Source organism: Geodermatophilus sp. SYSU D00758 (assembly GCF_054049955.1).
This window is the reverse complement of the sequence record NZ_JBJGYK010000024.1, coordinates 29,777-54,189: the sequence shown is the minus strand read 5'-3', so window position 1 is coordinate 54,189 and position 24,413 is coordinate 29,777. Positions and strand designations below refer to the sequence as shown.

The following is a 24,413-nucleotide window of genomic DNA, read 5'->3' as shown; positions in this document are numbered from 1 at the left end:
CGGTGGCCGTGCTGTCCCGGGGGACCCCGCCGTCGGTTCGGCACCGCGCGCTGGCCGGCGTCGCGGCCGGCCTCGGCGTCCTCACCGCGCTCGGCGCGGGCGTGCTCGCCGGGTTCGCGCCCCAGGTGCGGCTGGACGCGGCGGTCAGCGACGCGCTCTACGTCGGCGACGACCGCCCGGCCGCCCTCGGGGCGCTGCTCGAGGTGCTGACCACTCCCGGGGTCACCTGGTTCCGGGTGCTGGTGTCCCTGCCGGTGCTCTTCTGGCTGGGCGCCCGGCGGGCCTACCGGACGGCGGCGTGGCTGACCGCGGCCCTGGTCGGCGTGGCGCCCCTGACCGAGCTGCTCAAGGAGGCGGTGGGCCGGGTGCGGCCGGCGTTCGAGGGCGGCGGCCTGCACTACGAGGGGCTGAGCTGGCCCAGCGGCCACTCCTCGGGGATCGCGACCCTGGTGACCGCGGCGCTGGTGCTGGCCTGGCCGCGGCTGGGCAGCCGCGGGCGGCGGGCCGCGCTCGCTGCCGGGGCGGCCCTCGTGCTCCTCGTCGGGCTGACCCGGGTGTGGCTCGGGGTGCACTTCCCCTCGGACGTCCTCGGCGGCTGGTCGCTGGGGGTGGTCTGGACGCTCCTCACGGCCCTGGCGTTCGGCGCGCTGCCGGGCGGGCCGGCCGCCCTGCCGCCCCGGGAGCCGGCGTGACGGGGCTGCGCTCGGCCGTGCTGGCCGACCCCGACGACGGCTCCCTCGGCCCGCTGCTGCGGCTGGCCGACGACGTCCTGGCGCCCGGGGCCGGCTACGGCCGGCACGCCCACCGGGCGGTGGACGTGGTGGCGGTGGTGCTGGCCGGTGCGGTCCGGCACGCGTGGGGTGACCGCGCCGAGGTCGGGGCGGGGGACGTCGCGGTGCTGCGCGCGGGCACCGGCCTGGAGCACGACGAGGTGGCGGGGGACGCCGGCGCCCGCGTGCTGCAGACCTACCTGCGCAGCGCCGACCCCGCCGCGGCGCCCGCGCACCGGGTGCACCGCGCCGCCCGGGGCTGGGTGGACCTCGGCCGGCCCGACGCCCGGCTGTGGGTGGCGGCGCTCGCCCCGGGCGAGCGGGTCGCGGCGCCCGCCGGGTTGCTCGTGCTGGCGCGGGCGGAGGGCACCACCCTGACCCGGCAGGACGGGGGGCCGGTCGAGGGGCCGGCCACGGCGCTGGTGTGGGCGCTCGACACCGGCCGCCCCGACTGGGCCCGCGGCTGAAGGACCCCGGGAGGACTCCCTGCCCCCGACCCCTCGCACGCTCGCGGCGGGGCCCTGCAGGGCTGATCGTGGTGGTCCCGGCGGGGTCGGGGGCGGGCATGTGAGAGTGGCGGCATGCCGACGCCCGTCCCGGACCTGCTCGCCGCCGCCCGTGCCGACGCCGACCGCACCGTCGGCCTGCGCCGCAGGCTGCACCGGCACCCCGAGGTGGGCCTGCACCTGCCGCGCACGCTCGAGACGGTCCTGGGCGAGCTCGGCGAGCTGCCGGTCGAGGTGACCACCGGGCGCAGCACCACGTCGGCGGTCGCCGTCCTGCGCGGTGCCCGGCCGGGGCCGAGCTACCTGCTGCGCGCCGACATGGACGGGTTGCCGGTGCACGAGGACACCGGGCTGCCGTTCGCCTCGGAGGTCCCCGGCGCCATGCACGCCTGCGGCCACGACCTGCACACCGCGATGCTGCTCGGCGCCGCGCGGCTGCTGGCCGAGCGGCGCGACGAGCTCGCCGGCCAGGTCGTGCTCATGCTCCAGCCGGGGGAGGAGGGCTTCCACGGCGCCCGGTACATGCTCGAGGAGGGCGTGCTGGACGCCGTGCCCGGAGCGCCGGTCTCCGGAGCCTTCGCCCTGCACGTGTTCACCTCGCTGCCCAGCGGCACGGTGAGCGTGCGGCCCGGCCCGATGATGGCCGCCGCCGACCACTGGTCGGTGACCGTCCGCGGCCGCGGGGGCCACGCCTCGATGCCGCACTGCGCGGCCGACCCGGTGCCGGTCGCGGCGGAGATCGTGCTCGCGCTGCAGGCCATGGTGACCCGGCGGGTGGACGTGTTCGACCCCGCCGTGGTGACCGTCGCCCAGCTGACCGCCGGCTCCACCGACAACGTCATCGCGGACACCGCGTTCCTCCAGGGCACCATCCGCTCGCTGTCCCCCCGGCGGCGCGCCGACACGGTGGCCTCGGTGCGCCGGGTGGCCACGCACGTGGCGGCCGCGCACGACCTCGAGGTGGAGTTCGACCACCAGGAGGGCTACCCGGTGACGGTCAACGACCTGGGCGCCGCGGACCGGGTGCGGACGGCGGCGGCCGCGCTGCTGGGCGCCGACCGGAGCGTGCCGACGCCCGACCCGCTCATGGGTGCCGAGGACTTCTCCTACGTCCTGCAGCGCGTCCCCGGTGCGATGGCGTTCCTCGGCGCCTGCCCGCCCGGCGAGGAGCCGGGGACCGCACCCGGCAACCACTCCAACCTGGTGGTCTTCGACGAGGACGCGCTGCCGGTCGGGGCGGCCCTGTACGCCACCATGGCGCGGGAGGCCCTGGCGCGCGGCTGACCGCCGGCCGTCAGGCCGAGGCCCGCCGCACCAGCCGGGTGGCGCAGACCCGCGCCTCCACCTGCTCGTCGCCGTCGATGCGGCGCCGCAGCAGCTCGACCATGAGCCGGCACATCTCGTCCAGCGGCTGCGCGACGGTGCTGAGGGGCGGGTCGGCGGTGGCCGCCACCGGTGCGTCGTCGAACCCGACCACGGCCACGTCGCCGGGCACCGAGCGCCCGGCCCGCCGCAGCGCGCGCAGGGCGCCCACGGCCATCGGGTCGGAGGCGACGAAGACGGCGTCGAGGTCGGGCGCCCGGGCCAGCAGCTCGTCCATCGCCCGGCTGCCGCCGGCCTCGGTGAAGTCGCCCTCGGCCACCAGCAGCGGGTCGACCGGCCGGCCTGCCGCGACGAGGGCGGTGCGGTAGCCGGCGAGCCGGTCCAGGCCGGCGATCATGTCCCCGGGCCCGGTGACCGTGGCGATCCGGCGCCGTCCCCCGGTGAGCAGCAGCTCGGTGGCCGCCCGGGCGCCGCCGACGTTGTCGGCGTCGACGTAGCAGACCGCGCGCCCGTCCAGCGGTCGGCCGGAGAGGACGAGCGGCACGCCGGCCGCGGCGAGCGTGCCCGGCAGCGAGTCGTCGCGGTGCAGCGACATGAGGATCACGCCGTCGACGTGGCCCTGGCGGGCGTAGCGGCCGACCTTCTCCTGCTCCCGCTCGTCGCGGGCGGTGAGCAGCACGAGGTTGAGCTCGGTGTCGGCCAGCGCGGCCGACAGCTCCCGGACCGTGCGGGCGAAGAACGGGTCGCTGAACACCTGGGTGTCGGACTCCGACAGCACCAGGGCGATCGTGTCGGTCCGCCGGGTGACGAGGCTGCGGGCCGCGCGGTTGGGGACGTAGCGCAGCTGCTCGATCGCCGCGAGGACCGCCGCCCGCGCCTCGGGGCTGACCCGCGGCGAGTCGTTGACCACGCGGGACACGGTGGCGCGGGACACCCCGGCCAGCCCGGCGACCTCCTCGAGCGTGGCGGGTCGCGCTCCTCCTCCGGCCACCGGCGCCCACCTCCCGCCGGGGTCGCCCCGACCCCTGCGCTCCTGACCCGCCTCGACCCCGCACCGACCTCCGACGGCGTTCGGGACCGGCACGTGAGAGCGTTGCCACAGATCGTATCCCGGCCCGCCCCTCGATCCTGGAGAGCCGCTGACATGGCCACCCCCGTCGTCCCTGCGGACGCCCTCGCCGACCGGGCCTTCCCGCCCGGCTTCGTCTTCGGCGCGGCCACCGCCGCCTACCAGATCGAGGGGTCGGTCGACGCCGACGGCCGCGGGCCCTCCATCTGGGACACCTTCAGCCACACCCCGGGCCGCACCTTCCGCGGCGACACCGGGGACGTGGCCACCGACCACTACCGCCGCTACCGCGAGGACGTCGCGCTGATGGCCGACCTCGGCCTGTCGGCCTACCGGTTCTCGGTGGCCTGGCCGCGGGTGCTGCCCTCCGGCGCCGGGCGGGTCGAGCAGCGCGGCCTGGACTTCTACCGGCGCCTGGTCGACGAGCTGCTCGGCGCGGGCGTCGAGCCGTGGCTGACGCTCTACCACTGGGACCTGCCGCAGGGGCTGCAGGACCGCGGCGGCTGGGCCGACCGGGACACCGCGCAGCGCTTCGCCGACTACGCGGCGGTGGTCGTCGAGGCCCTCGGTGACCGCGTGCGGCACTGGTCCACGCTCAACGAGCCGATGGTCAGCGCGCTGCTCGGGCACCGGTCAGGGCAGCACGCACCCGGCCTGCAGGACCCGGTCGCGGCGTCCCGCGCCATCCACCACCTGATGCTCGGGCACGGCCTGGCGGCGGGCAGGCTGCGCGAGGCCGGGGTCGGGTCGCTGGGGATCACGCTGAACTTCACCCCGACGCACCCGGCCACCGACGCCCCGGCCGACCGCGAGGCCGCCCGGCTCCTGGACGGCCAGCAGAACCGGGTCTTCCTCGACGCCGTGGTGCGCGGCGCCTACCCCGAGGACGTCGTCGCCGACCTCGCCGCCGCCGGTGCGCCGCTGCCCGTGCAGGACGGCGACCTCGAGGTCATCGCCGCCCCGCTGGACTGGCTGGGCGTCAACTACTACTTCGAGCAGACGGTGCGGGCCGGCACCCGGCCGCCGGAGAAGGGGGAGACCTCCTTCATCGGCGGGGAGGGGGTCGTCGAGCTCGACCCCGAGGGGCCGACCACGACCATGGGCTGGGGGATCAGCCCGGGGGCCTTCACCCGGCTGCTGGAGTGGCTGGGGGAGCGGGCCCCCGGCCTGCCGCTGGTGATCACCGAGAACGGGTCGGCCTGGCCGGACGAGGTGGACGGCGAGGGGCACGTGCACGACCCCGAGCGCGTCGACTTCCTGGTCCGCCACCTCGCGGCCGTGGCCGACGCGATCGACGCCGGTGTCGACGTGCGCGGCTACTTCGCCTGGTCGTTCATGGACAACTACGAGTGGGCCCGCGGCTACGCCCAGCGCTTCGGCCTGGTGCACGTGGACTACCCCACCCAGCGCCGCACGGTGAAGGACAGCGGGCACACCTACGCCGCGATCCTGCGGCAGCACCGCGAGCGCGGCTGAGCAGCGGTGAGCGGGGCGGGCGGGCGCGGGAGCCGCGTCCCTCCCGCCCCGCTCACCGCAGCAGCGCGGCGACGTCGGCGGCGCAGCCCCAGGAGAGGGTGACCCCGGCGCCGCCGTGCCCGTAGCAGGCGACCACCGGCCGGCCGCCGCCGTCGACCCGCTCGAGGCGGACGGCCGGCCGGCCCGGCCGCAGGCCCACGGCCCGGGACAGCACGGGGGCGTCCCGCAGCGCCGGCACCAGCGCCCGGGCCCGGGCCAGGACGGCGGCCTCGACCTCCGGGTCGGGCTCGGTGCCGGTGGCGCCCTCGACCGCGGTGCCGCCGCACACCACGTCCGACCCGCGGGGGACGACGTAGGTCAGCCCGTCGGGGTGGTCCTCGTCGAGCAGCCACTCGGTGAGCCCCGGGTCGGCCACCCGCACCACCTGGCCCTGGATCGGCACCCCGCTGGCGTCCCCGAGCAGGGGCCCGGAGGCCAGGCCGGCGGTGACGACCACGGCGTCCCCGGTCACCTCGTCGAGCCGGCCGACCCGGCCCCGCTCGACGCGCACGCCGTCGGCCCGGCAGGTGGCGAGCAGCCACGGCAGGTAGCGGCCCATGGCCACGACCGGCAGCGTGCAGCGCGTGCCCGCCGGCGCCCCGGGCGGCAGCTCCGCCGCGCCGGCCGGCCGGCGTCCGGGGACGGCGTCCCACCGGTCGTCGGGCCCGTCCCCGCGGTGGACGACGGTGCCCGGGCGCCGGGTGACGCCGGTGCCCTGGTGCCCGGCGAGGCCGGCGAGCACCTGCAGGGACACCGCGGCCCAGCGCTGCACGGCCTGTGCCGGGAAGGCCCGGTAGGGCGACCAGATCGCGGCGGCCACCGCGGAGGTGGTCCGCTCGGGCGGGTCGGCGGCGAGCACCCGCACCCGGTGCCCGGCCCGGGCCAGCTCCAGGGCGCAGGTCAGCCCGACCACCCCGCCCCCGACGACGGTCACCTCGCGGTGACCGCCACCGGCGGTCGGCCCCCCTGCCGGCCCCGTCCCGGGCCCCGCCCCGAGCGTCGACCGGCCCTCCTGCGGGGTCCCGCCGCGAGCCTGCCAGTGACGGGGGGCAGGAGGGTCCTCCCCGGGGAGGACGGGGTCTGTCATGCCTCGGGCTGCTGCTCCGGGTCGGTGGTGGTGTCCTCGGGCGCGGCCTGCACGTCGCGCACCTGGTACTTCTCCACCGCCTGGCGGACGACGTCGCGGTCGACCTCGCCGCGCTGGGCCAGCGAGGCCAGCACGCGGACGACGACCGACTCGGCGTCGACGTGGAAGTGCCGCCGCAGCGCCGGCCGGGTGTCGGACAGGCCGAACCCGTCGGTGCCCAGGGTGGCCATGCCGCCCGGGACGTAGGGCGCGATGAGGTCGGGCACCGACTTCATCCAGTCCGACACGGCCACGACCGGGCCGGGCGCGTCGCCCAGGCGCTGGGTGACGTACGGGACCTGCGGCTCCTCCTCCGGGTGCAGGAGGTTGTGCTCCTCGGCCTGGTCGGCCTGCCGGCGCAGCTCGCTCCACGAGGTCACCGACCACACGTCGGCCGACACGCCCCAGTCGTTCGCCAGCAGCTCCTGCGCGCGCAGCGCCCAGGGCACCGCGACGCCGGAGGCCAGCACCTGCGCCTTCGGCCCGTCCCCGGACCCCGGCTGGTACAGGTACATGCCGGCCAGCAGACCCCGGACGTCGAGGTCCTCCGGCTCGGCCGGCTGGTGGAACGGCTCGTTGTAGACCGTCAGGTAGTACATGACGTCGGGGGAGCGGGAACCGCCGAGCGGGGCGCCGGGGTCCTCGCCGTACATCCGGCGCAGCGCGTCCCCGGTGATGTGCCCGACCTCGAAGGCGAAGGCCGGGTCGTAGGACACGACCGCCGGGTTGGTGTGCGCCAGCAGCAGCGAGTGGCCGTCCTCGTGCTGCAGGCCCTCGCCGTTGAGCGTCGTCCGCCCCGCGGTGGCGCCGAGCAGGAAGCCGCGGCTCATCTGGTCGGCCGCCGCCCAGAAGGCGTCGCCGGTCCGCTGGAACCCGAACATCGAGTAGAAGATGTAGATCGGGATCATCGCCTCGCCGTGCGTGGCGTAGGAGCTCCCGACGGCGGTGAACGACGCCGCGGACCCGGCCTCGTTGATGCCCTCGTGCAGGATCTGGCCCTGCTCGGACTCCTTGTAGGCCAGCATCAGCTCGCGGTCGACCGAGGTGTAGCGCTGACCGTGCGGCGAGTAGATCTTCTGCGTCGGGAACAGGGAGTCCATCCCGAAGGTGCGGGCCTCGTCCGGGATGATCGGCACGAACCGCGGGCCGAGCTCCTTGTCCTTGAGCATCTCCTTGAGCAGCCGGACGAAGGCCATCGTGGTGGCCACCTCCTGCTTGCCCGAGCCCCGGCGCAGGACGTCGAAGGCCTTGTCCTCGGGTGCCTTGAGGGCCTTGAACTCCGTCCGCCGCCGCGGGACCGCCCCGCCCAGGGCCCGGCGCCGCTCGAGCATGTACTGCATCTCGTCGGAGTCGGGGTCGGGCTTGTAGTAGGGCGGCAGCGTCTTGTCCAGCGCCTCGTCGGGGATGTCGAGGTAGAGCCGGTCGCGGAAGGCGGCGAGGTCCTCGGCGGTCAGCTTCTTCATCTGGTGGGTGGAGTTGCGGCCCTCGAAGTGGCTGCCCAGCGTCCAGCCCTTGATGGTCTTGGCGAGGATGACCGTCGGCTGGCCCTTGTGCTCGACCGCGGCCTTGAACGCCGCGTAGACCTTGCGGTAGTCGTGCCCGCCGCGGGAGAGGTTCCAGACCTCCTGGTCGCTCATCTTCTCGACCAGCTTGCGGGTGCGCGGGTCGCGGCCGAAGAAGTGCTCGCGGACGAAGGCGCCGTCCTCGGCCTTGTAGGTCTGGTAGTCGCCGTCCGGCGTGTCGTTCATGAGGTTGACCAGCGCGCCGTCGCGGTCGGCGGCCAGCAGCGGGTCCCACTCCCGGCCCCAGATCACCTTGACGACGTTCCAGCCGGCGCCGCGGAAGAACGACTCGAGCTCCTGGATCACCTTGCCGTTGCCGCGCACCGGGCCGTCGAGCCGCTGCAGGTTGCAGTTGACGACGAACGTGAGGTTGTCCAGCTCCTCGCGGGCGGCCAGGTGGATGGCGCCGAGGGACTCGGGCTCGTCCATCTCGCCGTCGCCGAGGAAGGCCCACACGTGCTGGTCGGAGGTGTCCTTGATGCCGCGGGAGTGCAGGTAGCGGTTGAACCGCGCCTGGTAGATCGCGCTGATCGGGCCGAGGCCCATCGAGACGGTCGGGAACTCCCAGAAGTCGGGCATGAGCCGCGGGTGCGGGTAGGAGGACAGCCCGCCGCCGGGGTGGCTGACCTCCTGCCGGAAGCCGTCGAGCTGCGCCTCGGTGAGCCGGCCCTCGAGGAAGGCGCGGGCGTAGATGCCGGGGGAGGCGTGCCCCTGGAACCAGATCTGGTCGCCGCCGCCGGGGTGGTCCTTGCCGCGGAAGAAGTGGTTGAAGCCCACCTCGTACAGCGAGGCGGAGCTCGCGTAGGAGGAGATGTGCCCGCCGACGGCGATCCCCGGGCGCTGGGCCCGGTGCACCATGATCGCGGCGTTCCAGCGGATGTAGGCGCGGATCCGCCGCTCGACGTGCTCGTCGCCGGGGAACCAGGGCTCGCGCTCCGGCGGGATGGTGTTGATGTAGTCGGTGCTGCGCAGCGCCGGGACGCCGACCTGCTGCTCCCGGCTGCGCTGCAGCATGCGGAGCATGAGGTACCGGGCCCGGCCGCGCCCGGCGTGGTCGACGACCGCGTCGAGCGACTCCAGCCACTCCTGGGTCTCGTCGGGGTCGGTGTCGACCAGTTGGCTGGGGAGCCCGTCGGTGATGACCGCGCGGGTGGTACCTGCATCGCGGGCGGGGTCGCCGCCCGACTGCTGCGGTGCGCTCATGGCCCCATCGTCCCCCGCCGGTCATCCCGGCGTCACCCCACGCCCACGTGTCGGGACGGCGGCGTCCCGGGCGACCTGTCTTCGAGCGCTTGCACCTGACCAGGCATGCCCTACGCTTCCGCCCAAGCCGGGCCGCGGGAGCGGGCCGGCGCGCCGCCGGTCGGAGTCGCCGGGCGCGGCGCGGACGAGAGGGGTGGCATGGCCAGGCTGCGGGGACCTCGCCCGCCGGTCGTGTCCGGGCCCCTCGCCCCCACCCACCCCCGGAGCCGGCCCCGCCGCGCCCGGGCCGCAGACGGACCCACGGAGGACGAGCAGGGATGAGCGTCGACTCGGGCAGCGCCGGCATGGCGGCCCGGCTGGGCATCAAGCCGGGCATGGTCGTGCAGGAGCTCGGCTGGGACGAGGACGCCGACGAGGACCTGCGCGACTCGATCGTCGAGGTCTCCGGCAGCGAGATGGTCGACGAGGACACCGACGAGGTGGCCGACGTGGTCCTGCTCTGGTGGCGGGAGGACGACGGCGACCTGTTCGACGCGCTGACCGACGCGCTGACCTCGCTGGCCGACGACGGCGTCGTGTGGCTGCTGGTGCCCAAGTCCGGGCGTCCGGGCCACGTCGAGCCCAGCGACGTCACCGAGGTGGCCCCCACCGCCGGGCTGTCCCAGACCAGCAGCGTCTCGGCGGCCAAGGACTGGTCGGGCATCCGGCTGGTCACCCCGAAGGCCGCCCGCTCCCGGCGCTGAACGCCGACCCGGCGTACGGACCCGGGGGCAGGTGGGCCACGATGCGCGCCATGACCCTCTCCGTCGGCGACGCCGCGCCCGAGTTCAGCCTCCCCGACCAGGACCGGCAGGTCGTCTCCCTGGCCGACCTGCGCGGGACCCCCGTCCTGCTGGTCTTCTACCCCTTCGCGTTCTCCGGCATCTGCACCGGCGAGCTGTGCCAGCTGCGCGACGAGCTGGCCACCTACACCGGCGCCGGCGTGCGGGTGCTCGCGATCAGCACCGACCCGGTCTTCGCCCTCAAGGCCTGGCGGGAGCAGCAGGGCTTCGACTTCCCGCTGCTGTCGGACTTCTGGCCGCACGGCACCGTCGCGCAGGCCTACGGCGTCTTCAACGAGAAGGCCGGCATGGCGGTGCGGGGCACGTTCCTGGTCGACGCCGAGGGCCGGATCGCCTTCGCCGAGGTCAACGGGCCCGGTGACGCCCGCGAGCAGAGCGGCTGGAAGGACGCCGTCGCCGAGCTCGCCGCCTGAGGGGTGACCGCCGGAGTGCCAGGGCGCGGAGGACGCGTCCCTGGCACTCCGCTCGGACCCGGTGCCCGGCCGCCTAGGCTGGGCGCGCGGGGCGCGTAGCTCAGCGGGAGAGCTCTCGCCTTACAAGCGAGCGGTCGCAGGTTCGATCCCTGCCGCGCCCACCCTGCCCGCGGCCGCGCTGCCCTCCTCGCGGCCGCATGCCGCGCCCAGGCCGGTCCCAGGCCGGTCCCGCCGCCGCGGGCCCCGGTCAGGCCGCGGCGGCCCGGCGCGCGGCCGGCGGGACGTCGGGCTTCGGGAACGCGGGGCGCAGCCAGAGCGGCGCGCGGAACGGCCGCCAGGTGCCCTCGGGCTGGGCCAGCCGGTCGGCCACCGCGTACAGCGCCGCCGGGTGGTGCCCCAGGCCCAGGTGGCTGGCCGTGACGGCGATGTTCTCGCAGCGTTCGCCGGGGGTGTTCAGGCAGGTCGACCAGTGCACGATGCCGTCGAGGTGGCTGTAGACCGAGGTGGCCGGCACCGGCAGCGGGCAGCCGTCGGGCTCGACGGGCAGCGAGCGGCGCTCGGCGTGCAGGTGCGCGAAGCGGTCGAAGGCCCGGGAGGCGCGGCTCTGGCTGTGCCGGGTCATGCCGAAGGGGCTGCCGAGGGTGATCACCTGGCGGACGGCGTCCGGCGTGCGGCGGGCCAGGTCGCGGGCGTAGATGCCGCCCAGGCTCCAGCCCACCAGCGAGATCGGCCGGCCGTAGCGGTCGGCGAGGTCGTCGACCCGGGCCCGCATGCCCTCGACGCAGGCCGCGGTCGGGCCGATGTTGCGGCCCAGCCGCCAGCCGTGCACCCGGTAGCCCAGCCGGCGCAGCACCGAGCGCAGCGCGTGGGTCGACCCGTCGTCGGCCAGCAGGCCCGGCAGGACGAGCACCGGGTGCCCGTCGCCGGTAGGCAGCCGGGGGATCAGGGGGCGGGCCGCGAGGTACAGGCCGAAGTCCGCCACCGCCCGTGTCGGCTCGCTCAGGTAGAGCGGGAGCGCCGGCCCGTCACCAAGATCCACGTCGTCCTCCTCGTCCGGCCGGCGGCCGTCGGGCCGCCGGGTACCCACGGGGGTGCCTGTTCGACACCCCGTCGACTCCTCTCGTCATCTATCGGCAATGTGAGTGTGATCCGGAACACGTCACCGTGGCGTCGTCGCGCGCGTCCCACCGGCCCCGTGGCACGGTGCCCTCCGTGGCAGACGGGACGGCGCACGGGGATGGCGGCACTCGGGGGACCAGCGGCACGGTGGACCTCGGCGGGCCGGTGCACCACGTCGACTACGGCGGCCGGGACGACGGGCCGGTCGTCGTCCTGGTGCACGGGCTCGGCGGCTCGCACCTCAACTGGGACCTGCTGGCCCCCCTGCTGACCCCGCACGCCCGCGTGCACGCCCTCGACCTGCCCGGCTTCGGCCTCAGCGAGCCCGGGCGCCGGATGACCGGGGTGCGGGACAACGTGGCCGTCCTCGACCGGTTCGTCCGGGAGGTCGCCGGGGCGCCGGCCGTGCTGGTCGGCAACTCGATGGGCGGGATGATCTCGGTGCTCGAGGCGGCGCGCTCGCCGGCGAAGGTCAGCGGGCTGGTGCTGGTCGACCCGGCGCTGCCCGGGCCGCGCGGGCGCCCGGACCCGCGGGTGGCCGCCAACTTCGCCCTCTACGCGGTCCCGGGGGTGGGGGAGCGCCGGATCGCCCGCCGGCGGGCGCAGCTGGGGGCGCGGGGCACCGTCCTGGAGACGATGCGGCTGTGCGGCGTCGACCCGGACCGGCTACCGCCTGAGCTCCTCGACCGCTCGGTGGCGCTGGTGGACCAGCGGCAGGACGTCGGGGGCATGGACCGCGCGTTCCTCACCGCCACCCGGTCCCTGCTGCTCCTGCTGGCCGACCCGCGGCTGCTGCGCCGGGCGCTGGCGGGCGTCGACGTCCCCGTGCTCCTGCTGCACGGCGACCGCGACCGGCTCGTGCCGGTCTCCGTCGCCCGCGACCTGGCCCGCCGGTACCCGGCGTGGCGCTACGAGGAGCTGCGGGGCGTCGGGCACGTGCCGCAGCTGCAGGTGCCCGAGCGGGTCGCGGAGCTGATCCTGGACTGGCTGCCGGCGACCCGGCGCTGACCGGCCGTCAGCCCTCGGGGCGCAGGGTGGCCCGCAGCGCCTCCAGGCCGCTGTAGCGGGGCCGCCAGCCGAGCTCCTCGCGCGCCTTGCCGGTGTCCATGACGACGGGGGCGCCGGCCGCCTCCACCCACTCGGCGACCGGCGGCAGGAACGGCAGCCGCGCGGCCGCGCGCGCCGCGAGCTGCACCGGCCCGGCCGGCACCGGCAGCGGCAGCGCGCCGAACTCGCGGGCGACGTCGGCGCCGGTGAGCACGCCGTCCCCGGCGATGTTGTAGGCCCCGGGCGGCCCGGCGCCCAGGACGCAGAGCAGCAGCGCCTGGCCCACGTCGTCCTCGTGCACGAACTGCAGGGGGAGGTCCGGGGCCAGCACCGGCAGGGGCAGCGGCAGCCGCCGGGGGCGCCCCAGCAGCCGGCGGCCCAGCGGGGCCAGCGGGCCGGGCAGCACGTCCTTGGCGCCGACCGCGTGCGGGCCGAGCACCACGGGCGGCCGCAGCAGGTAGAGGTCCAGGCCGGGGGCGGCGGCCGACTCCGCCTCCAGCAGGTGCTCGAGCTCGGCCTTCTCCCGGGCGTAGAACAGCCGGTCGGCCGGGCGCACCGGCCAGTCCTCGCGGATCGGCTGCGGGTTGTCGCGGTGGAAGCCGTAGGCGGCGACGGAGGAGGCGTAGACGAAGCGCCGGGCGCCGGCGTCCGCGGCGGCCCGGAAGGTCGCCAGCGTGCCGTCGACGTTGACCGCCCGGACGGTGGCGCGCGGCGCGTTCCCGGTGATGAGGAAGGCCAGGTGGACGACGACGTCGGCGCCCTCCAGCGCCGCCCGCAGCGCCGCGGGGTCGCGGACGTCGCCGCGCCGGTACTCCATCTTCGTCCAGCCCCGCGCGGCCGGGTCGAACGGCCGGCGGGCGATCCCGACGACGCGGGCGACGCGGTCGTCGGCCTGCAGCAGGGGCACCAGGCCCTCGCCGAAGGTCCCGGTCGGCCCGGTGACGGCGACGGTCAGCGCTTGATCGGCAGCCACCGGCACCGCCTACCCGGGTGCCCGGCCGGCCAACCGGTCACGTCCCGGCCGCCTGCTGCCCCGACCGGGCCGCGGCCAGCAGCTCGTCGACCCCGCGGCGGATGCCGGAGGAGAGCACGTCGACGTCGGGGAAGGCGTCGAAGTCGGCGTTCACCCCGAAGGTCACCGAGTCCAGGTAGGAGAAGATCCCGATCGACACCCGGGTGCCGCCGGCGATCGGCACGTAGGCGTGCGCCGAGCACATCCGCCGGCCGAGGAAGTACAGCGGCACGCGCGGTCCGGGCACGTTCGTGGTCACCGCCTGGCACCACATCTGCCCGGCCGCCATCGCCGCCCGCACCCCGAGGGAGAGCAGGGTGGGCGCCACGAAGTCGCCCATCGCGATGATCGAGCGGGCGTCGACGGCCTTGAGCAGCCGCTTGTGCGCGTCCATCTGCTCGCGGATCGACGCCAGCCGGGCCAGCGGGTCGCGCTCGCCCACGGGCAGGTCCACGAAGACGGCGGTCACCCGGTTGTCGAGGTTGTTGCGCTCGTCGGCCTGCCGCACCGACACCGGCACCATCGAGCGGACCACCAGCCCGTCCCGCAGCGACCCCCGCCGCTCCAGCAGGTCGCGGAAGCCGCGGGTGATCGCGGCGAGCACCACGTCGTTGAAGCTCCCGCCCAGCGCGGCCCGGGCGGCCTTGAACTCCCCGAGCTCGGCGTCGGCCCAGGACCACCGGCGGTGCGGGCCGATCGGGCCGTTGAGCGAGCGGGCGACCGGTGTGGTCGCCTGCCGCGCCAGCGTGGGCATCCCCCCGGCGACCGACCGGCCGGTGGCCAGCGCGCCGCGGGCGGTGCGGGCCAGGTCGCGGGCGCCGGGCACGCGGGTCAGCCGGCGCAGCGGGTGGGTGACGGTGTCGGCCACCGCGCCCGCGACGACCTCGGCCGACGACGGGCTGCGCTGCGGCGTCCAGTCCTGCGGCTCGGGGTGGGAGACGTCGGGCGAGAGGTCGAACATGACCTGCATCAGGTCGGTGCCGGCGATGCCGTCGACCATGCAGTGGTGGACCTTGGAGATCAGCGCCCAGCGGTCGTCCTCCAGGCCCTCGACCAGCCACAGCTCCCACAGCGGCTTGGCGAGGTCCAGCCGCTGGCCCAGCACGCGGCCGGCGAGGTTGCGCAGCTGCTCCTCGCCGCCGGGGCTGGGGACGGCGGTGTGCCGCACGTGGTAGAGGATCTGGAAGTGCGGGTCGTCCACCCACAGCGGCCGGCCCAGCCCCAGCGGGACGGTGCGCACCCGCTGCCGGTAGCGGGGCACCAGCGGCAGCTTGGCCAGCAGCAGGCGGACGACGTCCCCGTAGGACGGCGCCGGGCCCTCGAACACCGCCACCGACCCCACGTGCAGCGGGGTGTTCTCGCTCTCGGCGAAGTAGAAGCCGGCGTCGGTCGGGCTCATGCGGTCCACGGTCGGTCCCTCGCTCCTCGTCGTGGGTCTGGTGGGCCCGGGTCGTCCTGACCCGGCGAGGGCCCTACCCGACCACGTGGCGACGGTCACGTCCACCGGAGCCCGGTCAGCCGGCCCGGCGCCGCTCCCAGCCTGCTGCGGCGCGGTCCAGCAGTTCCAGCAGCGCGTCGTCCACCTCAGCCCGGCGGGTGAGGTTCACGGCGTGCCCGGCGCCCTCCACCACGACGGCCCGGGCCGAGGGCCCGATCTCCTCCGCCAGCCGCAGCCCGTGCGCGAGCGGGGTCAGCCGGTCGTGCGTGGCGGCCACGACGGTCACCGGCACCCGGCCGAGCACGGGGAGGGCCGCGCTCTCGTCGTGCCGGAGGAACGTCGCCCAGAAGGCCACGGTGACCGGGTAGGGGGTCTCCTCCAGCAGGTCCTGCACCCGGCGCACCGAGGCGGGGTCGGCGTCCCGGCCGAAGAGCAGGCGCCGGGTGACCCAGCGGCCCAGCCGGGTCCCGCGCCGGCGGAACCGCTCCAGCAGCGGGGCCAGCGCCTGCACCAGCCGCAGGTAGAGGCCCAGCAGCCGCAGCCGGCGCAGCACCGCCAGGCCCCAGGCGACCGGCCCCGTGGTGGCCAGGCCGCCGGCGGAGGTGGCCAGGAGGAAGACCCCCACCACCCGGTCGCCGAACAGCTCCGGCCGCTGCCGGGCCAGGGCCAGCACGCTCATCCCGCCCATCGAGTGCCCGGCCAGCACCACCGGGCCCTCGGGGACGACCGCGTCGAGCACCGCGCCGAGGTCGCGGCCGGTGCGGTCGATGGTGGCCGCGGTCAGCGGCGTCCACCCGGACCGGCCGTGGCCCCGCTGGTCCCACAGCACCAGCCGGGCGCGGCCCCGCAGGGTCTCCCGCTGCAGGTCCCACTCGGCCAGGCGGGCGGTGAAGCCGTGGCTGAGGACGACGGTCGGCGCGCCGGGCCGGTCGGCGTCCTCCACCTCCACGTGCAGGTCGATCCCGTCGTCGGTCCGGACCGTCGTCGTGCGCACGGGCCCATCCTCACCGCCGCCGGGCCGGCCCGCTCAGCCCTCGCCGGGGCGCGCCCGCCCCGGCGCGGCGTCGCCGACCAGCCGGCGGGCGGTGTCGACCTCGCGGGCGACCGGGGCGAGGACGCCCTCGGCGAGGATCTCCGCGTCGTCGGGGGCCCGGTGCGCCCGCACGTCCTCCGCCAGCTGGCGGATCGCCTTGCGCAGCACCGCGACCTGGGCGGGGTCCGGCGCCGGGTCGCCGTGCCGGACGGCGATGACCGCCTCGGTGACGGCGTCCGACGTCCGCTCCAGCTGGACGACGACCGGCCAGAAGGCCGCCGCCCGGGTGCTGACCGGCGGCGGCTCGGCCAGCCGGCGCTGCAGCTGGGTGTGCAGCTCGGTGAGCGCCCGGTAGCTGCGCCGCCGGGCCCGGCGGCGCTCGGTGGCACTGCCGGTGAACGCCGCCTCGACGAAGGCGTCGAGGGCCAGCGCGGCGGAGCGCAGCGCGTCGTCCAGCGGGGCCCGCCAGGTCTGCGGCCACAGCAGGTAGCCGAAGACCAGGACGATCGCGCAGCCGATGAGGGTGTCCAGCAGCCGGGCGCCCACCAGGCCCGGACCGCCGGGCAGCGCGAGGTCGAGCAGCAGGATGATCACCGGGGTCTGGAACACCGAGAACAACCCGAAGTTGGCGCTGCGGCCCCAGGGCATGAGCCCGGCTGCCACCGCCATGGCGACCAGCACCCACCCGTCGCGGGGCAGGGCGGCGAGCAGCAGCGTGCCGATCAGCACCCCGAGCAGCGTGCCCGCCCCGCGCTGGACCGCGCGGGTGAACACCGAGCCGAAGTCGGGCTTGAGCACGATGGCCACGGTGAGCAGCACCCAGTACGCCCGCTCGATCGGCAGGACCTGGCGGGCGACCTCGGCGATCGTCATGCAGAGCACCAGCCGCACGGCGAAGGCGCGGGTGTCCCGGCTGCCGAGGGTGCTGTCGAGGAGGTCGCGCGCCCTGGTCCGGAGGTCCTCGCGCGGCGGCCGGACCGCGGCGCCCGCCCGTTCCTCGGGGTCGCCCACGACGTTCCACACCAGGCGCAGCCCGTGGCGCACCGCGCGGCGGGTGGGCTCCCCGGACTCCAGGGCCGGGGGGCGGCCCGCCGGCAGCTCCCGGGTGCCCGCGACCGCCGCGGCCAGCGCGTGCGCGGCGGTGATGTCGTGCGGGTCGGCCGGGACCCCCGCGCGCGCCGCGGCGACCGCCCCCTCGACAAGCGGGGCGGCGGCGTTGAGCACCCCCGCCAGCTCGGAGAGCTCCCGGCTGCGGCCGGGGCTGCGGGAGCGGCTGCGGATGACCCGGTCGTAAGCGGCGTTGAGCGCCTCGGTGAGCCCCCGCCGGGCGTCCCCGGTGCCCGCCGTGCCGACGGCGGCCAGCAGCCGGCCGATCGCGGTGAACACCGCCGCGGCCGCCGTCCGGTCGGGGTCGGCGGACTCGGTGCGGTACTGCACGAGCGTGGTCAGGGCCGCCCAGCCCGCGCCGGCCAGGAAGAACGCGACCTCGGCGGCGGGCGGCAGCGGGGTGACCAGCCCGGAGGCCAGCGCCGTGTACACCAGCAGCTGCAGCGCCCCGAGCGACAAGGCGGCGTTGACCCCGCTGAGGACGGCGGCGACCGCGGCCACCAGCGCCACCACGAGCACCGGCCCGAGGCCCTCGCCCGCGGCGAACCGGCCGACCACCAGGCCGGCGCCCCCGGCGACCGTGGCCGCGGCGGTGCGCCGCAGCCGGTCCCGCAGCGGCCCGCCCTGCGGCGCCAGGCTGCCGGCGAGCGCGCCGGTCGTGGCGAACACCCCCGCACCCAGCGCCGGGCCGGCGGAGAAGCCCCCGCCGGCGACGGCCGCGACCGCCAGCGGCGCCGGCACGGTGACGGCGAAGCGGGCCACGTCGCCCCAGGGCACCGGCGGCGTGCGGGTGCGCAGCAGCTCCTCCAGCCACGCCGGTGCCCGCACCCCCCGCTCCGCCACGGCTGCCGAGCCTCCCACCCCACGGGGCCCGGGTCCCCGCCTGCCGTGATCACGGGGTTCTGGCCGACGAAGGCGGCGTGTCGGCCCCGTGCCGCGTGCCGGGAGCCCGTGATCACGACCGGAGGGGAGCTGTGCGGGGCTCGGGACGACGACGCCGCGCCCCCGGGCGCCCTCTAGGGTCGCGGGATGGCCGTGACCCTGGGCGAGGTCGTCGCCGCGCTCGAGGCCCGCTACGACCCGGCGCTGGCCGAGGAGTGGGACGCCGTCGGGCTGGTCTGCGGCGACCCCGCCGAGCCGGTGACCCGCGTGCTGCTCGCCGTCGACCCGGTCGCGACCGTGGTCGACGAAGTGGTCACCACCGGCGCGCAGCTGCTGGTCACCCACCACCCGCTGCTGCTCACGCCCGTGCACGGCGTCCCCGCCGACGACCCCAAGGGGCGGCTGGTGCACCGGCTGGTCCGGGCGGGGGCGGGTCTGTTCGTCGCGCACACCAACGCCGACCGGGCCGCCGAGCACGGGGTGAACGGGGCGCTGGCCGCGGCGCTGGGCCTGCGCGACGCCGTCCCGCTGCAGCCGCACCCGGCCGACCCCCGCGCCGGCCTGGGCCGGGTGGGCCGGCTGCCCGCGCCGACCACGCTCCGGGGGTTCGCCGACCTGGTGGCCGCGGCGCTGCCGGCCACGGTGGGCGGCGTGCGGGCGGCCGGCGACCCGGAGCGTCGGGTGGAGACGGTCGCGGTCTGCGGCGGGAGCGGGGGCTCGCTGCTGCCGGCCGCCGCGGCCGCGGGCGCCGACGTCCTGCTCACCAGCGACCTGCGGCACCACCCGGTCTCCGAGGCGCTCGAGTCGGCCTCGCCCGCCCTGTGCGACGTGGCGCACTTCGCCTCCGAGTGGCCGTGGTTGCCGGTCGCGGCCGAGGTGCTCCGCCGCGACCTCGGCGGGCGCGTGGAGGTCGCGGTGTCCCACCGGCGCACCGATCCCTGGACCTGGCGTGCCGGGTCCCCGGGCGGACCCGGCCGCGTCGCCGCCGGGAGGGCCGGGGCCGGGGCGGCGCCCCGGTAGGTTGGACGGGTGAAGGCCGACCACTTCGACCAGCAGAAGCTCCTGGCCCTCGCCGCCGAGGACGTGGCGCTCGCCCAGCTGGCCCACCGCCGGCGCACCCTGCCGGAGCTGGCGGCCGTCGAGGCGGCCACCGCCGCGGAGCGGGAGCTGGCCGACGCGGCGGTGCGGGCCGAGACCGGGGTCCGCGACCTGCAGCGGGAGGTCGCCCGGCTGGAGGCGGACGTGGAGACGGTCCGCGCCCGCGCCCGGCGCGACCAGGGCCTGCTGGACTCCGGGAGCGTGTCGGCCAAGCAGATGACCGACCTGCAGCACGAGCTGCAGTCGCTGGCGCGCCGGCAGTCCGACCTCGAGGACACCGAGCTCGAGCTCATGGAGCAGCTGGAGGCGGCGGAGAAGGCGCTGGCCGAGGTGCAGGAGGGCCGGGAGGCGGCCCGCGCCGAGCTCGAGCGCGCCGAGCAGCGGCGCGACGACGCCCTCGCCGACATCGCCGACGGCACCGCCCGGCACGAGCAGGCCCGCGCCGACGCCGCGGCGACGATCCCGCCCGACCTGCTGGCCCTCTACGAGCGGATCCGCACCCAGACCGGGGGCACCGGGGCGGCGGTGCTGAAGGCCCGCCAGTGCCAGGGCTGCCGGATCGAGCTGTTCGGCAAGGAGCTGGCCGCCGTCCGCAACGCCGACCCGCACGAGGTGCTGCGCTGCGACAACTGCGGCCGGATCCTGGTCCGGACGGCGGAGAGCGGGCTGTGAGCCGCCGGTTCGTCGTGGAGGCCGACGGCGGGTCGCGGGGCAACCCCGGCCCGGCCGGTTACGGCGCCCTGGTCCGGGACGCCGACACCGGCCGGGTGCTGGCCGAGCGGGCGGCCTCGGTGGGCCGGGCCACCAACAACGTCGCCGAGTACGGCGGCCTGGTCGCCGGGCTGCAGGCCGCGCTCGACCTCGACCCTCAGGCTGAGGTCGAGGTCCGGATGGACTCCAAGCTGGTCGTCGAGCAGATGTCCGGGCGCTGGAAGGTCAAGCACCCGGACATGCAGAAGCTCGCGCTGCAGGCCCGCGCGCTGGCCCGGCAGCTCGGCGGCGTCCGCTACACCTGGGTGCCGCGGGCGCAGAACGCCGCCGCCGACGCGCTGGCCAACAGCGCCATGGACGGCCGGCCGGTGCACCGGGACGCCGCGGCCGAGCCGAGCACCGTGGAGGACGACGTCCAGCCGGTCGCCGAGCCCGCCCCGGCGGTCACCACCGTCCTGCACCTGCTGCGGCACGGGCGCACCGAGCACACCCCCGAGCGCCGTTACAGCGGCCGCAACGACCTGCCGCTGTCGGCCACCGGCCGGGCCGAGGCCGAGGCCGCGGCCAAGCGGGCCGAGGAGCTCGGCATCGAGGTGGTGGTGGCCTCGCCGCTGCGCCGCACCCGGGAGACCGCCGAGGTGGTGGCGGCCGCGCTGGGCCTGCCCGTGCAGCTCGACGACGACCTGGTGGAGCTGGACTTCGGCGACCTGGAAGGGCTGACCGCCGAGGAGGCCCGCACCCGGCACCCGCTGGCCGCCCGTCGCTTCGCCGGCGACGTCACGGTGCCCGCACCCGGCGGGGAGTCGGTCGCCGACGTCGCCGCCCGGGTGCAGCGCGCCCGCGAGCGGCTGCTGCGGCAGCACGCCGGGCGCACGGTGCTCGTGGTCAGCCACGTCACCCCGATCAAGCTGCTGCTCGCCGCCGGCCTCGGGGTCGGGCCCGAGGTGGTGCACCGGGTGTTCCTCGAGGCCGCCTCGCTGTGCACCGTCGCGTGGTCCTCCGACGGGCGCTCCGCCGTCCGCCTGGTCAACGACACCGCGCACCTGCGCTGACGGGTGCCGCCCCGGGGGGAAGCGGGCGGGGGCACCCGGCGTTGCACCAGGTGCCCCTCGTCCGCGCCCGGTCGGCGGGGGAGGGGATCATGAGGCCGACCGCCCGAACCCTGGAGACCGAGTGACCTCGACCATCGCGCCCGCCACGTCCGCCGTCGTCGGCGACGAGCGCACCCTCTCTGCCGCCGAGTTCGACAGCTGGGCGGCCGAGGTGCGCCGGCTCGCCGACGAGCGCGGTGCCGTCGTCCTCGCGCACAACTACCAGGTCCCCGAGATCCAGGACGTCGCCCACTTCACCGGGGACTCGCTGCACCTCTCCCGGGTCGCCGCCCAGACCGACGCCCGCGAGATCGTCTTCTGCGGCGTCCACTTCATGGCCGAGACGGCGAAGATCCTCTCGCCGGACAAGACCGTGCTGCTGCCCGACCACGCCGCCGGGTGCTCGCTGGCCGACTCGATCACCGCCGAGCAGCTGCGCGAGTGGAAGGCCGAGCACCCGGGCGCCGTCGTCGTCAGCTACGTGAACACCACCGCCGCGGTGAAGGCCGAGACCGACATCTGCTGCACGTCGTCCAACGCCGCCGACGTCATCCGGTCGATCCCCGAGGACCGCGAGATCCTGTTCTGCCCCGACCAGTTCCTCGGCGCGCACGTCAAGCGGGTCACCGGGCGCGAGAACATCCACGTCTGGGCCGGGGAGTGCCACGTGCACGCCGGGATCAGCCCCGCCGACGTGCGGGCCCAGGTCGCCGCGCACCCCGACGCCGAGATCCTCGTGCACCCCGAGTGCGGCTGCACCACCTCGGTGCTCGACCTGGTCAGCCACGGCGACCTGCCCGCCGACCGCACCCGGGTGCTGTCGACCGGCGGCATGGTGGAGGAGGCGGCTCGGACGTCGGCCGGCCAGGTGCTGGTCGCCACCGAGGTGGGCATCCTGCACCAGCTCCGGGCGCTCAACAGCGGCACGGCGTTCATCCCGATGAACGAGCGGGCGGCCTGCCGCTACATGAAGATGATCACCCCGGCCAAGCTGATGCACACCCTGCGCACCGGTGAGGGGGCCGTCGACGTCGACCCGGGGACCGCGGCGCGGGCCCGCCGGGCCGTCGAGGCGATGATCGCGATCGGGGAGCCGGGCCGCGGGGGCGAGTAGGAGGACCCCTCCGCCCCCTCTGCCCCGTGCGCCTCGCAGGCCGGCCCGGCCATCACCGCGACGGGGCGGCGACCACCATCCGGTCGGCGTCCGCGCCGTCGCGCTGCAGCCCGTTCCCCACGGCGTCCAGTTCGGCTCCCTCGGTGGCCTCGCGGGGCCACCGCTGGGCCGGGGTCCGGAGCGGCGCGTCGGGCAGGACGGCCGGATCGGCGCGGCCCCACTCGGTCTCGACGTCGCTCAGCAGCGCCTCGAGGTAGGACCTGAGCTGCACGCGGCAGGCCTGTCCGAACGCCCGGAGGTAGGCCACCTGCTCCTGCAACTCCTCGGCGGTGCGCTGCACGCCGCCGTTCCCCCTCCCCACGGCCAGCGAGGCGGCCGCCTCCTGTGCCGCCTGGATGATCGCGGCGGCGTTCTCCCGGGCTTGCCGGAGCTGCTCCTCGTACTGCTCCCGGGCCTCGGTGGTGATCTGGCGGCTGAACTCCTCGGCCTCCGCGACGTAGTTGTCCGCCGTCTGCTGGGCGACCGAGAGGATCCGTACCGCCTGGTCGCTGGGCGCTTCCTGCGCGGTCACGCCGTCGAGCTGGGCCTCGAGGGCGTGCACCCGGTCGCGCAGCTCCGCCTTCTCGGCGGTCAAGCGGGCCAGTTCCTCGGCCAACCGGGCCAGGAAGTAGTCCACCTCGGCGTGGCTGTACCCGGGGCGCATCACGGTCGCCCGCGAGAACCGCACGCCGTGCACGTCGGCCGGCGTCAGGCGTCGTCCGCCGTTCGGGGGCCCGGAGGCGTCGGTCGTCATTCGGTCACCTTCCCGTCAACACTGGGCCCCGGCCGGCTGGGGGCGAATACCTCTGTGCGGATGCGTTCCCTCGGCAGCCCGTGACCGACGAGCCGGGCGACCGTGTCGTCGACCATCCCGGCGCCCCCGGCCACGTAGGCGTCCCGGCTCGTCCACGGCCCCTGGCGGAGCACCACGTCGTCCACGGTCCCGTGCTCGAGGTCCGCGCCCTTGTCCTCGGACACGGCGAGCGTCACCGTCAGCCAGTGGTGTTCCTGCTCCAGCCGTCTCAGGTCGGCGCGGTCGTGGAACGCGTCCTCGGTCCGCGCACCGACGAACAGGTCGACCCGCCGGGCCGGCCCGTGGCGGGCGACCTGGTCGACCAGTGCCTTCACGGGCGCCAGTCCCGTCCCGCCGGCCACCAGCAGCAGGTCGCGGTCGGAGCCGGCGTCCAGCACCAGGCCACCCACCGGGGGGCCGAGGCGCAGGACGTCACCGACGCCGACGCGGCGCACCAGCGCCGAGCTGACCGGGCCCCCGGCCCGGGCCTTGACGTGGAGTTCCAGGGTGCCGTCGGGTCGCGGGGCGGTGGCCGGCGAGTAGTACCGCCACAGCCGCGGCCGCAGCTCCGTCTCCACGGAGATCGACTGACCGGGCAGGTAGTCCAGCGGCTGCTGCGGCCGCAGCCGGAGCACCGCGACGTCGACGGTGCGGCGCTCGTGGGAGACGACCTCGGCCTCCCACCAGGCCGGCTGTTCGGAGGCGGCCTCGGCCGCTCCGATCATGACCTCGGCGACCAGCTCGTAGGCGGCGGCCCAGCTCGCGGCGAGCTCGGCGTCCCACTCGTCGTCGAAGTGCTCCAGGGTGGCCAGCAGGCTCGCGCCGACCGCCGGGTAGTGAGCGGGGAGGGCGCCGAACTTCCGGTGATCGCGGCCCAGCTGCTCGAGGACGGGCACCAGGGAGTCGAGGTCGTCGACCTGCGCCATCACGGTCCCCAGCGCCTCGAACAGCCGGTCGCGCTGGTGCGCCATCGAGACGGGGAACATCTGCCGGGTCTCGGGGTGGCTCAGGAAGAGGTGGGAGTAGAAGTACAGGGGAGCCTCGTCGCCGGCAGCAGCCGCCTTCCCGAAGCTGGCCCGCATCGCGGGGATGTCCACGCGTTCCTCCTCTGGGCGGGTGGCCGTCCGGAGCCCCGGATCAGCGGGCGGCGGCGCCGGTCGGGGCGACGATGGCCTCCCTGTGCGCGGCCAGTGCGGTGCTGACCTCGGTGACGGTCGGGTCGTCCACGCCCAGGTCGGTGAGCGTCGACGTCAGGTGGTCGACCACGCGGTCGAAGTCCTCCGACGTGATGCCGCGCCGCCGGTGGGCCGCGGCGAGGTCGCGGCCGCCGTACGCGGCGGGACCGCCGGTGACCTGGGACAGCAGCTGCGTCTGGTGCACCCGGAGCCGGTCCATGTCGATCCCCTCGAAGTACGGCTCCAGCCGGGGGTCGGCGAGGACGCGCCGGTAGAAGTCGTCGACCGCGGTGCGGATGCCGTGTTCCCGTCCGAGTCGTTCGTAGATCGACATGGGGTCTCCTCTGCTCGGATGCCGGCGCAACGTACGTTGTCATCGGCCGCCGTGCGCAAGGTGTTCGCCTTCGGCGGGTGGTCGGGAATGG

At 76.3% G+C, this 24,413-nt stretch carries 22 protein-coding genes and 1 tRNA gene; 12 read left to right on the top strand and 11 right to left on the bottom strand.

All coding sequences use genetic code 11. From position 1 onward, the window contains the following. Positions 1-2: 2 nt before the first annotated feature. The 3 genes from ACI8AC_RS17330 (at position 3) to ACI8AC_RS17320 (ending at position 2,560) form a co-directional block, all read left to right on the top strand. Positions 3-692, top strand: a complete 690-nt coding sequence (locus ACI8AC_RS17330) for a phosphatase PAP2 family protein (RefSeq protein ID WP_456899069.1) — start codon at positions 3-5, stop codon at positions 690-692. Continuing rightward, the gene (locus tag ACI8AC_RS17325; protein ID WP_456899068.1) at positions 689-1,237 is read left to right on the top strand and encodes a pirin family protein; all 549 of its coding nucleotides are present in this window, start codon (positions 689-691) and stop codon (positions 1,235-1,237) included. The genes ACI8AC_RS17330 and ACI8AC_RS17325 overlap by 4 nt, the downstream gene beginning before the upstream one ends. Before the next feature lie 114 nt (positions 1,238-1,351). Next, positions 1,352-2,560, top strand: a complete 1,209-nt coding sequence (locus tag ACI8AC_RS17320; protein ID WP_456899067.1) for a M20 metallopeptidase family protein — start codon at positions 1,352-1,354, stop codon at positions 2,558-2,560. Between the two features lie 10 nt (positions 2,561-2,570). Here ACI8AC_RS17320 and ACI8AC_RS17315 read toward each other — a convergent pair whose 3' ends face one another. Next, on the bottom strand, positions 2,571-3,590 hold the full coding sequence (locus ACI8AC_RS17315; RefSeq protein ID WP_456899066.1) for a LacI family DNA-binding transcriptional regulator: 1,020 nt from the start codon (positions 3,588-3,590) through the stop codon (positions 2,571-2,573). 153 nt (positions 3,591-3,743) lie between these two features. Between ACI8AC_RS17315 and ACI8AC_RS17310 the strand changes: the two genes are divergently transcribed. Then, entirely contained in the window at positions 3,744-5,144 is a 1,401-nt protein-coding gene (locus ACI8AC_RS17310) for a GH1 family beta-glucosidase (protein ID WP_456899065.1), read from the top strand. A 52-nt stretch (positions 5,145-5,196) separates the two neighbouring features. On the opposite strand, the gene ACI8AC_RS17305 is transcribed toward ACI8AC_RS17310, so the two are convergent. Both ACI8AC_RS17305 and aceE read right to left on the bottom strand, forming a co-directional pair. Continuing rightward, positions 5,197-6,117: an FAD-dependent oxidoreductase gene (locus ACI8AC_RS17305; protein WP_456899064.1), complete on the bottom strand. Its 921-nt coding sequence runs from the start codon at positions 6,115-6,117 to the stop codon at positions 5,197-5,199. Positions 6,118-6,266: 149 nt separating this feature from the next. After that, complete coding sequence (aceE, locus tag ACI8AC_RS17300; RefSeq protein ID WP_456899063.1) at positions 6,267-9,074, bottom strand: pyruvate dehydrogenase (acetyl-transferring), homodimeric type; 2,808 nt, start codon at positions 9,072-9,074, stop codon at positions 6,267-6,269. 317 nt (positions 9,075-9,391) lie between these two features. On the opposite strand from aceE, the gene ACI8AC_RS17295 reads away from it, so the two are divergent. The 3 genes from ACI8AC_RS17295 to ACI8AC_RS17285 all read left to right on the top strand — a co-directional run bounded on the left by ACI8AC_RS17295 (position 9,392) and on the right by ACI8AC_RS17285 (position 10,490). Further along, positions 9,392-9,817: a DUF3052 domain-containing protein gene (locus tag ACI8AC_RS17295; protein ID WP_456899062.1), complete on the top strand. Its 426-nt coding sequence runs from the start codon at positions 9,392-9,394 to the stop codon at positions 9,815-9,817. A 50-nt stretch (positions 9,818-9,867) separates the two neighbouring features. Then, positions 9,868-10,329: a peroxiredoxin gene (locus ACI8AC_RS17290; protein ID WP_456899061.1), complete on the top strand. Its 462-nt coding sequence runs from the start codon at positions 9,868-9,870 to the stop codon at positions 10,327-10,329. Between the two features lie 89 nt (positions 10,330-10,418). Further along, positions 10,419-10,490: transfer RNA gene (locus ACI8AC_RS17285), tRNA-Val, on the top strand. A gap of 86 nt (positions 10,491-10,576) precedes the next feature. On the opposite strand, the gene ACI8AC_RS17280 is transcribed toward ACI8AC_RS17285, so the two are convergent. Then, positions 10,577-11,368: a lipase family alpha/beta hydrolase gene (locus ACI8AC_RS17280; protein ID WP_456899060.1), complete on the bottom strand. Its 792-nt coding sequence runs from the start codon at positions 11,366-11,368 to the stop codon at positions 10,577-10,579. Positions 11,369-11,541: 173 nt separating this feature from the next. Between ACI8AC_RS17280 and ACI8AC_RS17275 the strand changes: the two genes are divergently transcribed. Then, positions 11,542-12,456, top strand: a complete 915-nt coding sequence (locus ACI8AC_RS17275; protein ID WP_456899059.1) for an alpha/beta fold hydrolase — start codon at positions 11,542-11,544, stop codon at positions 12,454-12,456. A gap of 7 nt (positions 12,457-12,463) precedes the next feature. Here the strand turns inward: ACI8AC_RS17275 and ACI8AC_RS17270 are convergent, their stop codons facing one another. From ACI8AC_RS17270 to ACI8AC_RS17255, 4 genes are all read right to left on the bottom strand, one after another. Beyond that, on the bottom strand, positions 12,464-13,468 hold the full coding sequence (locus tag ACI8AC_RS17270) for an NAD-dependent epimerase/dehydratase family protein (RefSeq protein ID WP_456899058.1): 1,005 nt from the start codon (positions 13,466-13,468) through the stop codon (positions 12,464-12,466). Positions 13,469-13,505: 37 nt separating this feature from the next. Then, the gene (locus ACI8AC_RS17265; RefSeq protein ID WP_456899057.1) at positions 13,506-14,906 is read right to left on the bottom strand and encodes a WS/DGAT/MGAT family O-acyltransferase; all 1,401 of its coding nucleotides are present in this window, start codon (positions 14,904-14,906) and stop codon (positions 13,506-13,508) included. Positions 14,907-15,021: 115 nt separating this feature from the next. After that, positions 15,022-15,939 carry an alpha/beta fold hydrolase gene (locus ACI8AC_RS17260; protein WP_456899056.1) on the bottom strand — a complete coding sequence of 306 codons (918 nt, stop codon included), beginning with the start codon at positions 15,937-15,939 and terminating at the stop codon, positions 15,022-15,024. A 33-nt stretch (positions 15,940-15,972) separates the two neighbouring features. After that, positions 15,973-17,928, bottom strand: a complete 1,956-nt coding sequence (locus ACI8AC_RS17255) for an FUSC family protein (protein WP_456899055.1) — start codon at positions 17,926-17,928, stop codon at positions 15,973-15,975. A 186-nt stretch (positions 17,929-18,114) separates the two neighbouring features. Between ACI8AC_RS17255 and ACI8AC_RS17250 the strand changes: the two genes are divergently transcribed. The 4 genes from ACI8AC_RS17250 to nadA all read left to right on the top strand — a co-directional run bounded on the left by ACI8AC_RS17250 (position 18,115) and on the right by nadA (position 21,981). Beyond that, on the top strand, positions 18,115-18,987 hold the full coding sequence (locus ACI8AC_RS17250) for a Nif3-like dinuclear metal center hexameric protein (protein ID WP_456899054.1): 873 nt from the start codon (positions 18,115-18,117) through the stop codon (positions 18,985-18,987). Between the two features lie 9 nt (positions 18,988-18,996). Beyond that, on the top strand, positions 18,997-19,737 hold the full coding sequence (locus ACI8AC_RS17245) for a zinc ribbon domain-containing protein (protein ID WP_456899053.1): 741 nt from the start codon (positions 18,997-18,999) through the stop codon (positions 19,735-19,737). Then, complete coding sequence (locus ACI8AC_RS17240) at positions 19,734-20,828, top strand: bifunctional RNase H/acid phosphatase (protein ID WP_456899052.1); 1,095 nt, start codon at positions 19,734-19,736, stop codon at positions 20,826-20,828. Before ACI8AC_RS17245 ends, ACI8AC_RS17240 begins: the two co-directional genes overlap by 4 nt. Before the next feature lie 121 nt (positions 20,829-20,949). Beyond that, positions 20,950-21,981: a quinolinate synthase NadA gene (nadA, locus tag ACI8AC_RS17235; RefSeq protein ID WP_456899051.1), complete on the top strand. Its 1,032-nt coding sequence runs from the start codon at positions 20,950-20,952 to the stop codon at positions 21,979-21,981. Positions 21,982-22,033: 52 nt separating this feature from the next. Here nadA and ACI8AC_RS17230 read toward each other — a convergent pair whose 3' ends face one another. The 3 genes from ACI8AC_RS17230 to ACI8AC_RS17220 are packed head-to-tail and all read right to left on the bottom strand — an operon-like array spanning position 22,034 to position 24,322. Next, positions 22,034-22,774, bottom strand: coding sequence for a DivIVA domain-containing protein (locus ACI8AC_RS17230; protein WP_456899050.1), 741 nt, complete (start codon positions 22,772-22,774; stop codon positions 22,034-22,036). Then, positions 22,771-23,910 (bottom strand): globin domain-containing protein, encoded by a 1,140-nt coding sequence (locus ACI8AC_RS17225; RefSeq protein WP_456899049.1) that lies wholly within the window; start codon positions 23,908-23,910, stop codon positions 22,771-22,773. Before ACI8AC_RS17225 ends, ACI8AC_RS17230 begins: the two co-directional genes overlap by 4 nt. A gap of 40 nt (positions 23,911-23,950) precedes the next feature. After that, positions 23,951-24,322 carry a group I truncated hemoglobin gene (locus tag ACI8AC_RS17220; RefSeq protein ID WP_456899048.1) on the bottom strand — a complete coding sequence of 124 codons (372 nt, stop codon included), beginning with the start codon at positions 24,320-24,322 and terminating at the stop codon, positions 23,951-23,953. Between the last annotated feature and the right edge of the window lie 91 nt (positions 24,323-24,413).

Excerpts from the sequence above, each read along its gene's own strand:
- ACI8AC_RS17320 (WP_456899067.1), top strand. The coding sequence starts at position 1,352 with ATGCCGACGCCCGTCCCGGACCTGCTCGCCGCCGCCCGTGCCGACGCC.
- ACI8AC_RS17310 (WP_456899065.1), top strand. The coding sequence starts at position 3,744 with ATGGCCACCCCCGTCGTCCCTGCGGACGCCCTCGCCGACCGGGCCTTC.
- aceE (WP_456899063.1), bottom strand. The coding sequence starts at position 9,074 with ATGAGCGCACCGCAGCAGTCGGGCGGCGACCCCGCCCGCGATGCAGGT.
- ACI8AC_RS17295 (WP_456899062.1), top strand. The coding sequence starts at position 9,392 with ATGAGCGTCGACTCGGGCAGCGCCGGCATGGCGGCCCGGCTGGGCATC.
- ACI8AC_RS17290 (WP_456899061.1), top strand. The coding sequence starts at position 9,868 with ATGACCCTCTCCGTCGGCGACGCCGCGCCCGAGTTCAGCCTCCCCGAC.
- ACI8AC_RS17265 (WP_456899057.1), bottom strand. The coding sequence starts at position 14,906 with ATGAGCCCGACCGACGCCGGCTTCTACTTCGCCGAGAGCGAGAACACC.
- ACI8AC_RS17250 (WP_456899054.1), top strand. The coding sequence starts at position 18,115 with ATGGCCGTGACCCTGGGCGAGGTCGTCGCCGCGCTCGAGGCCCGCTAC.
- ACI8AC_RS17230 (WP_456899050.1), bottom strand. The coding sequence starts at position 22,774 with ATGACGACCGACGCCTCCGGGCCCCCGAACGGCGGACGACGCCTGACG.
- ACI8AC_RS17220 (WP_456899048.1), bottom strand. The coding sequence starts at position 24,322 with ATGTCGATCTACGAACGACTCGGACGGGAACACGGCATCCGCACCGCG.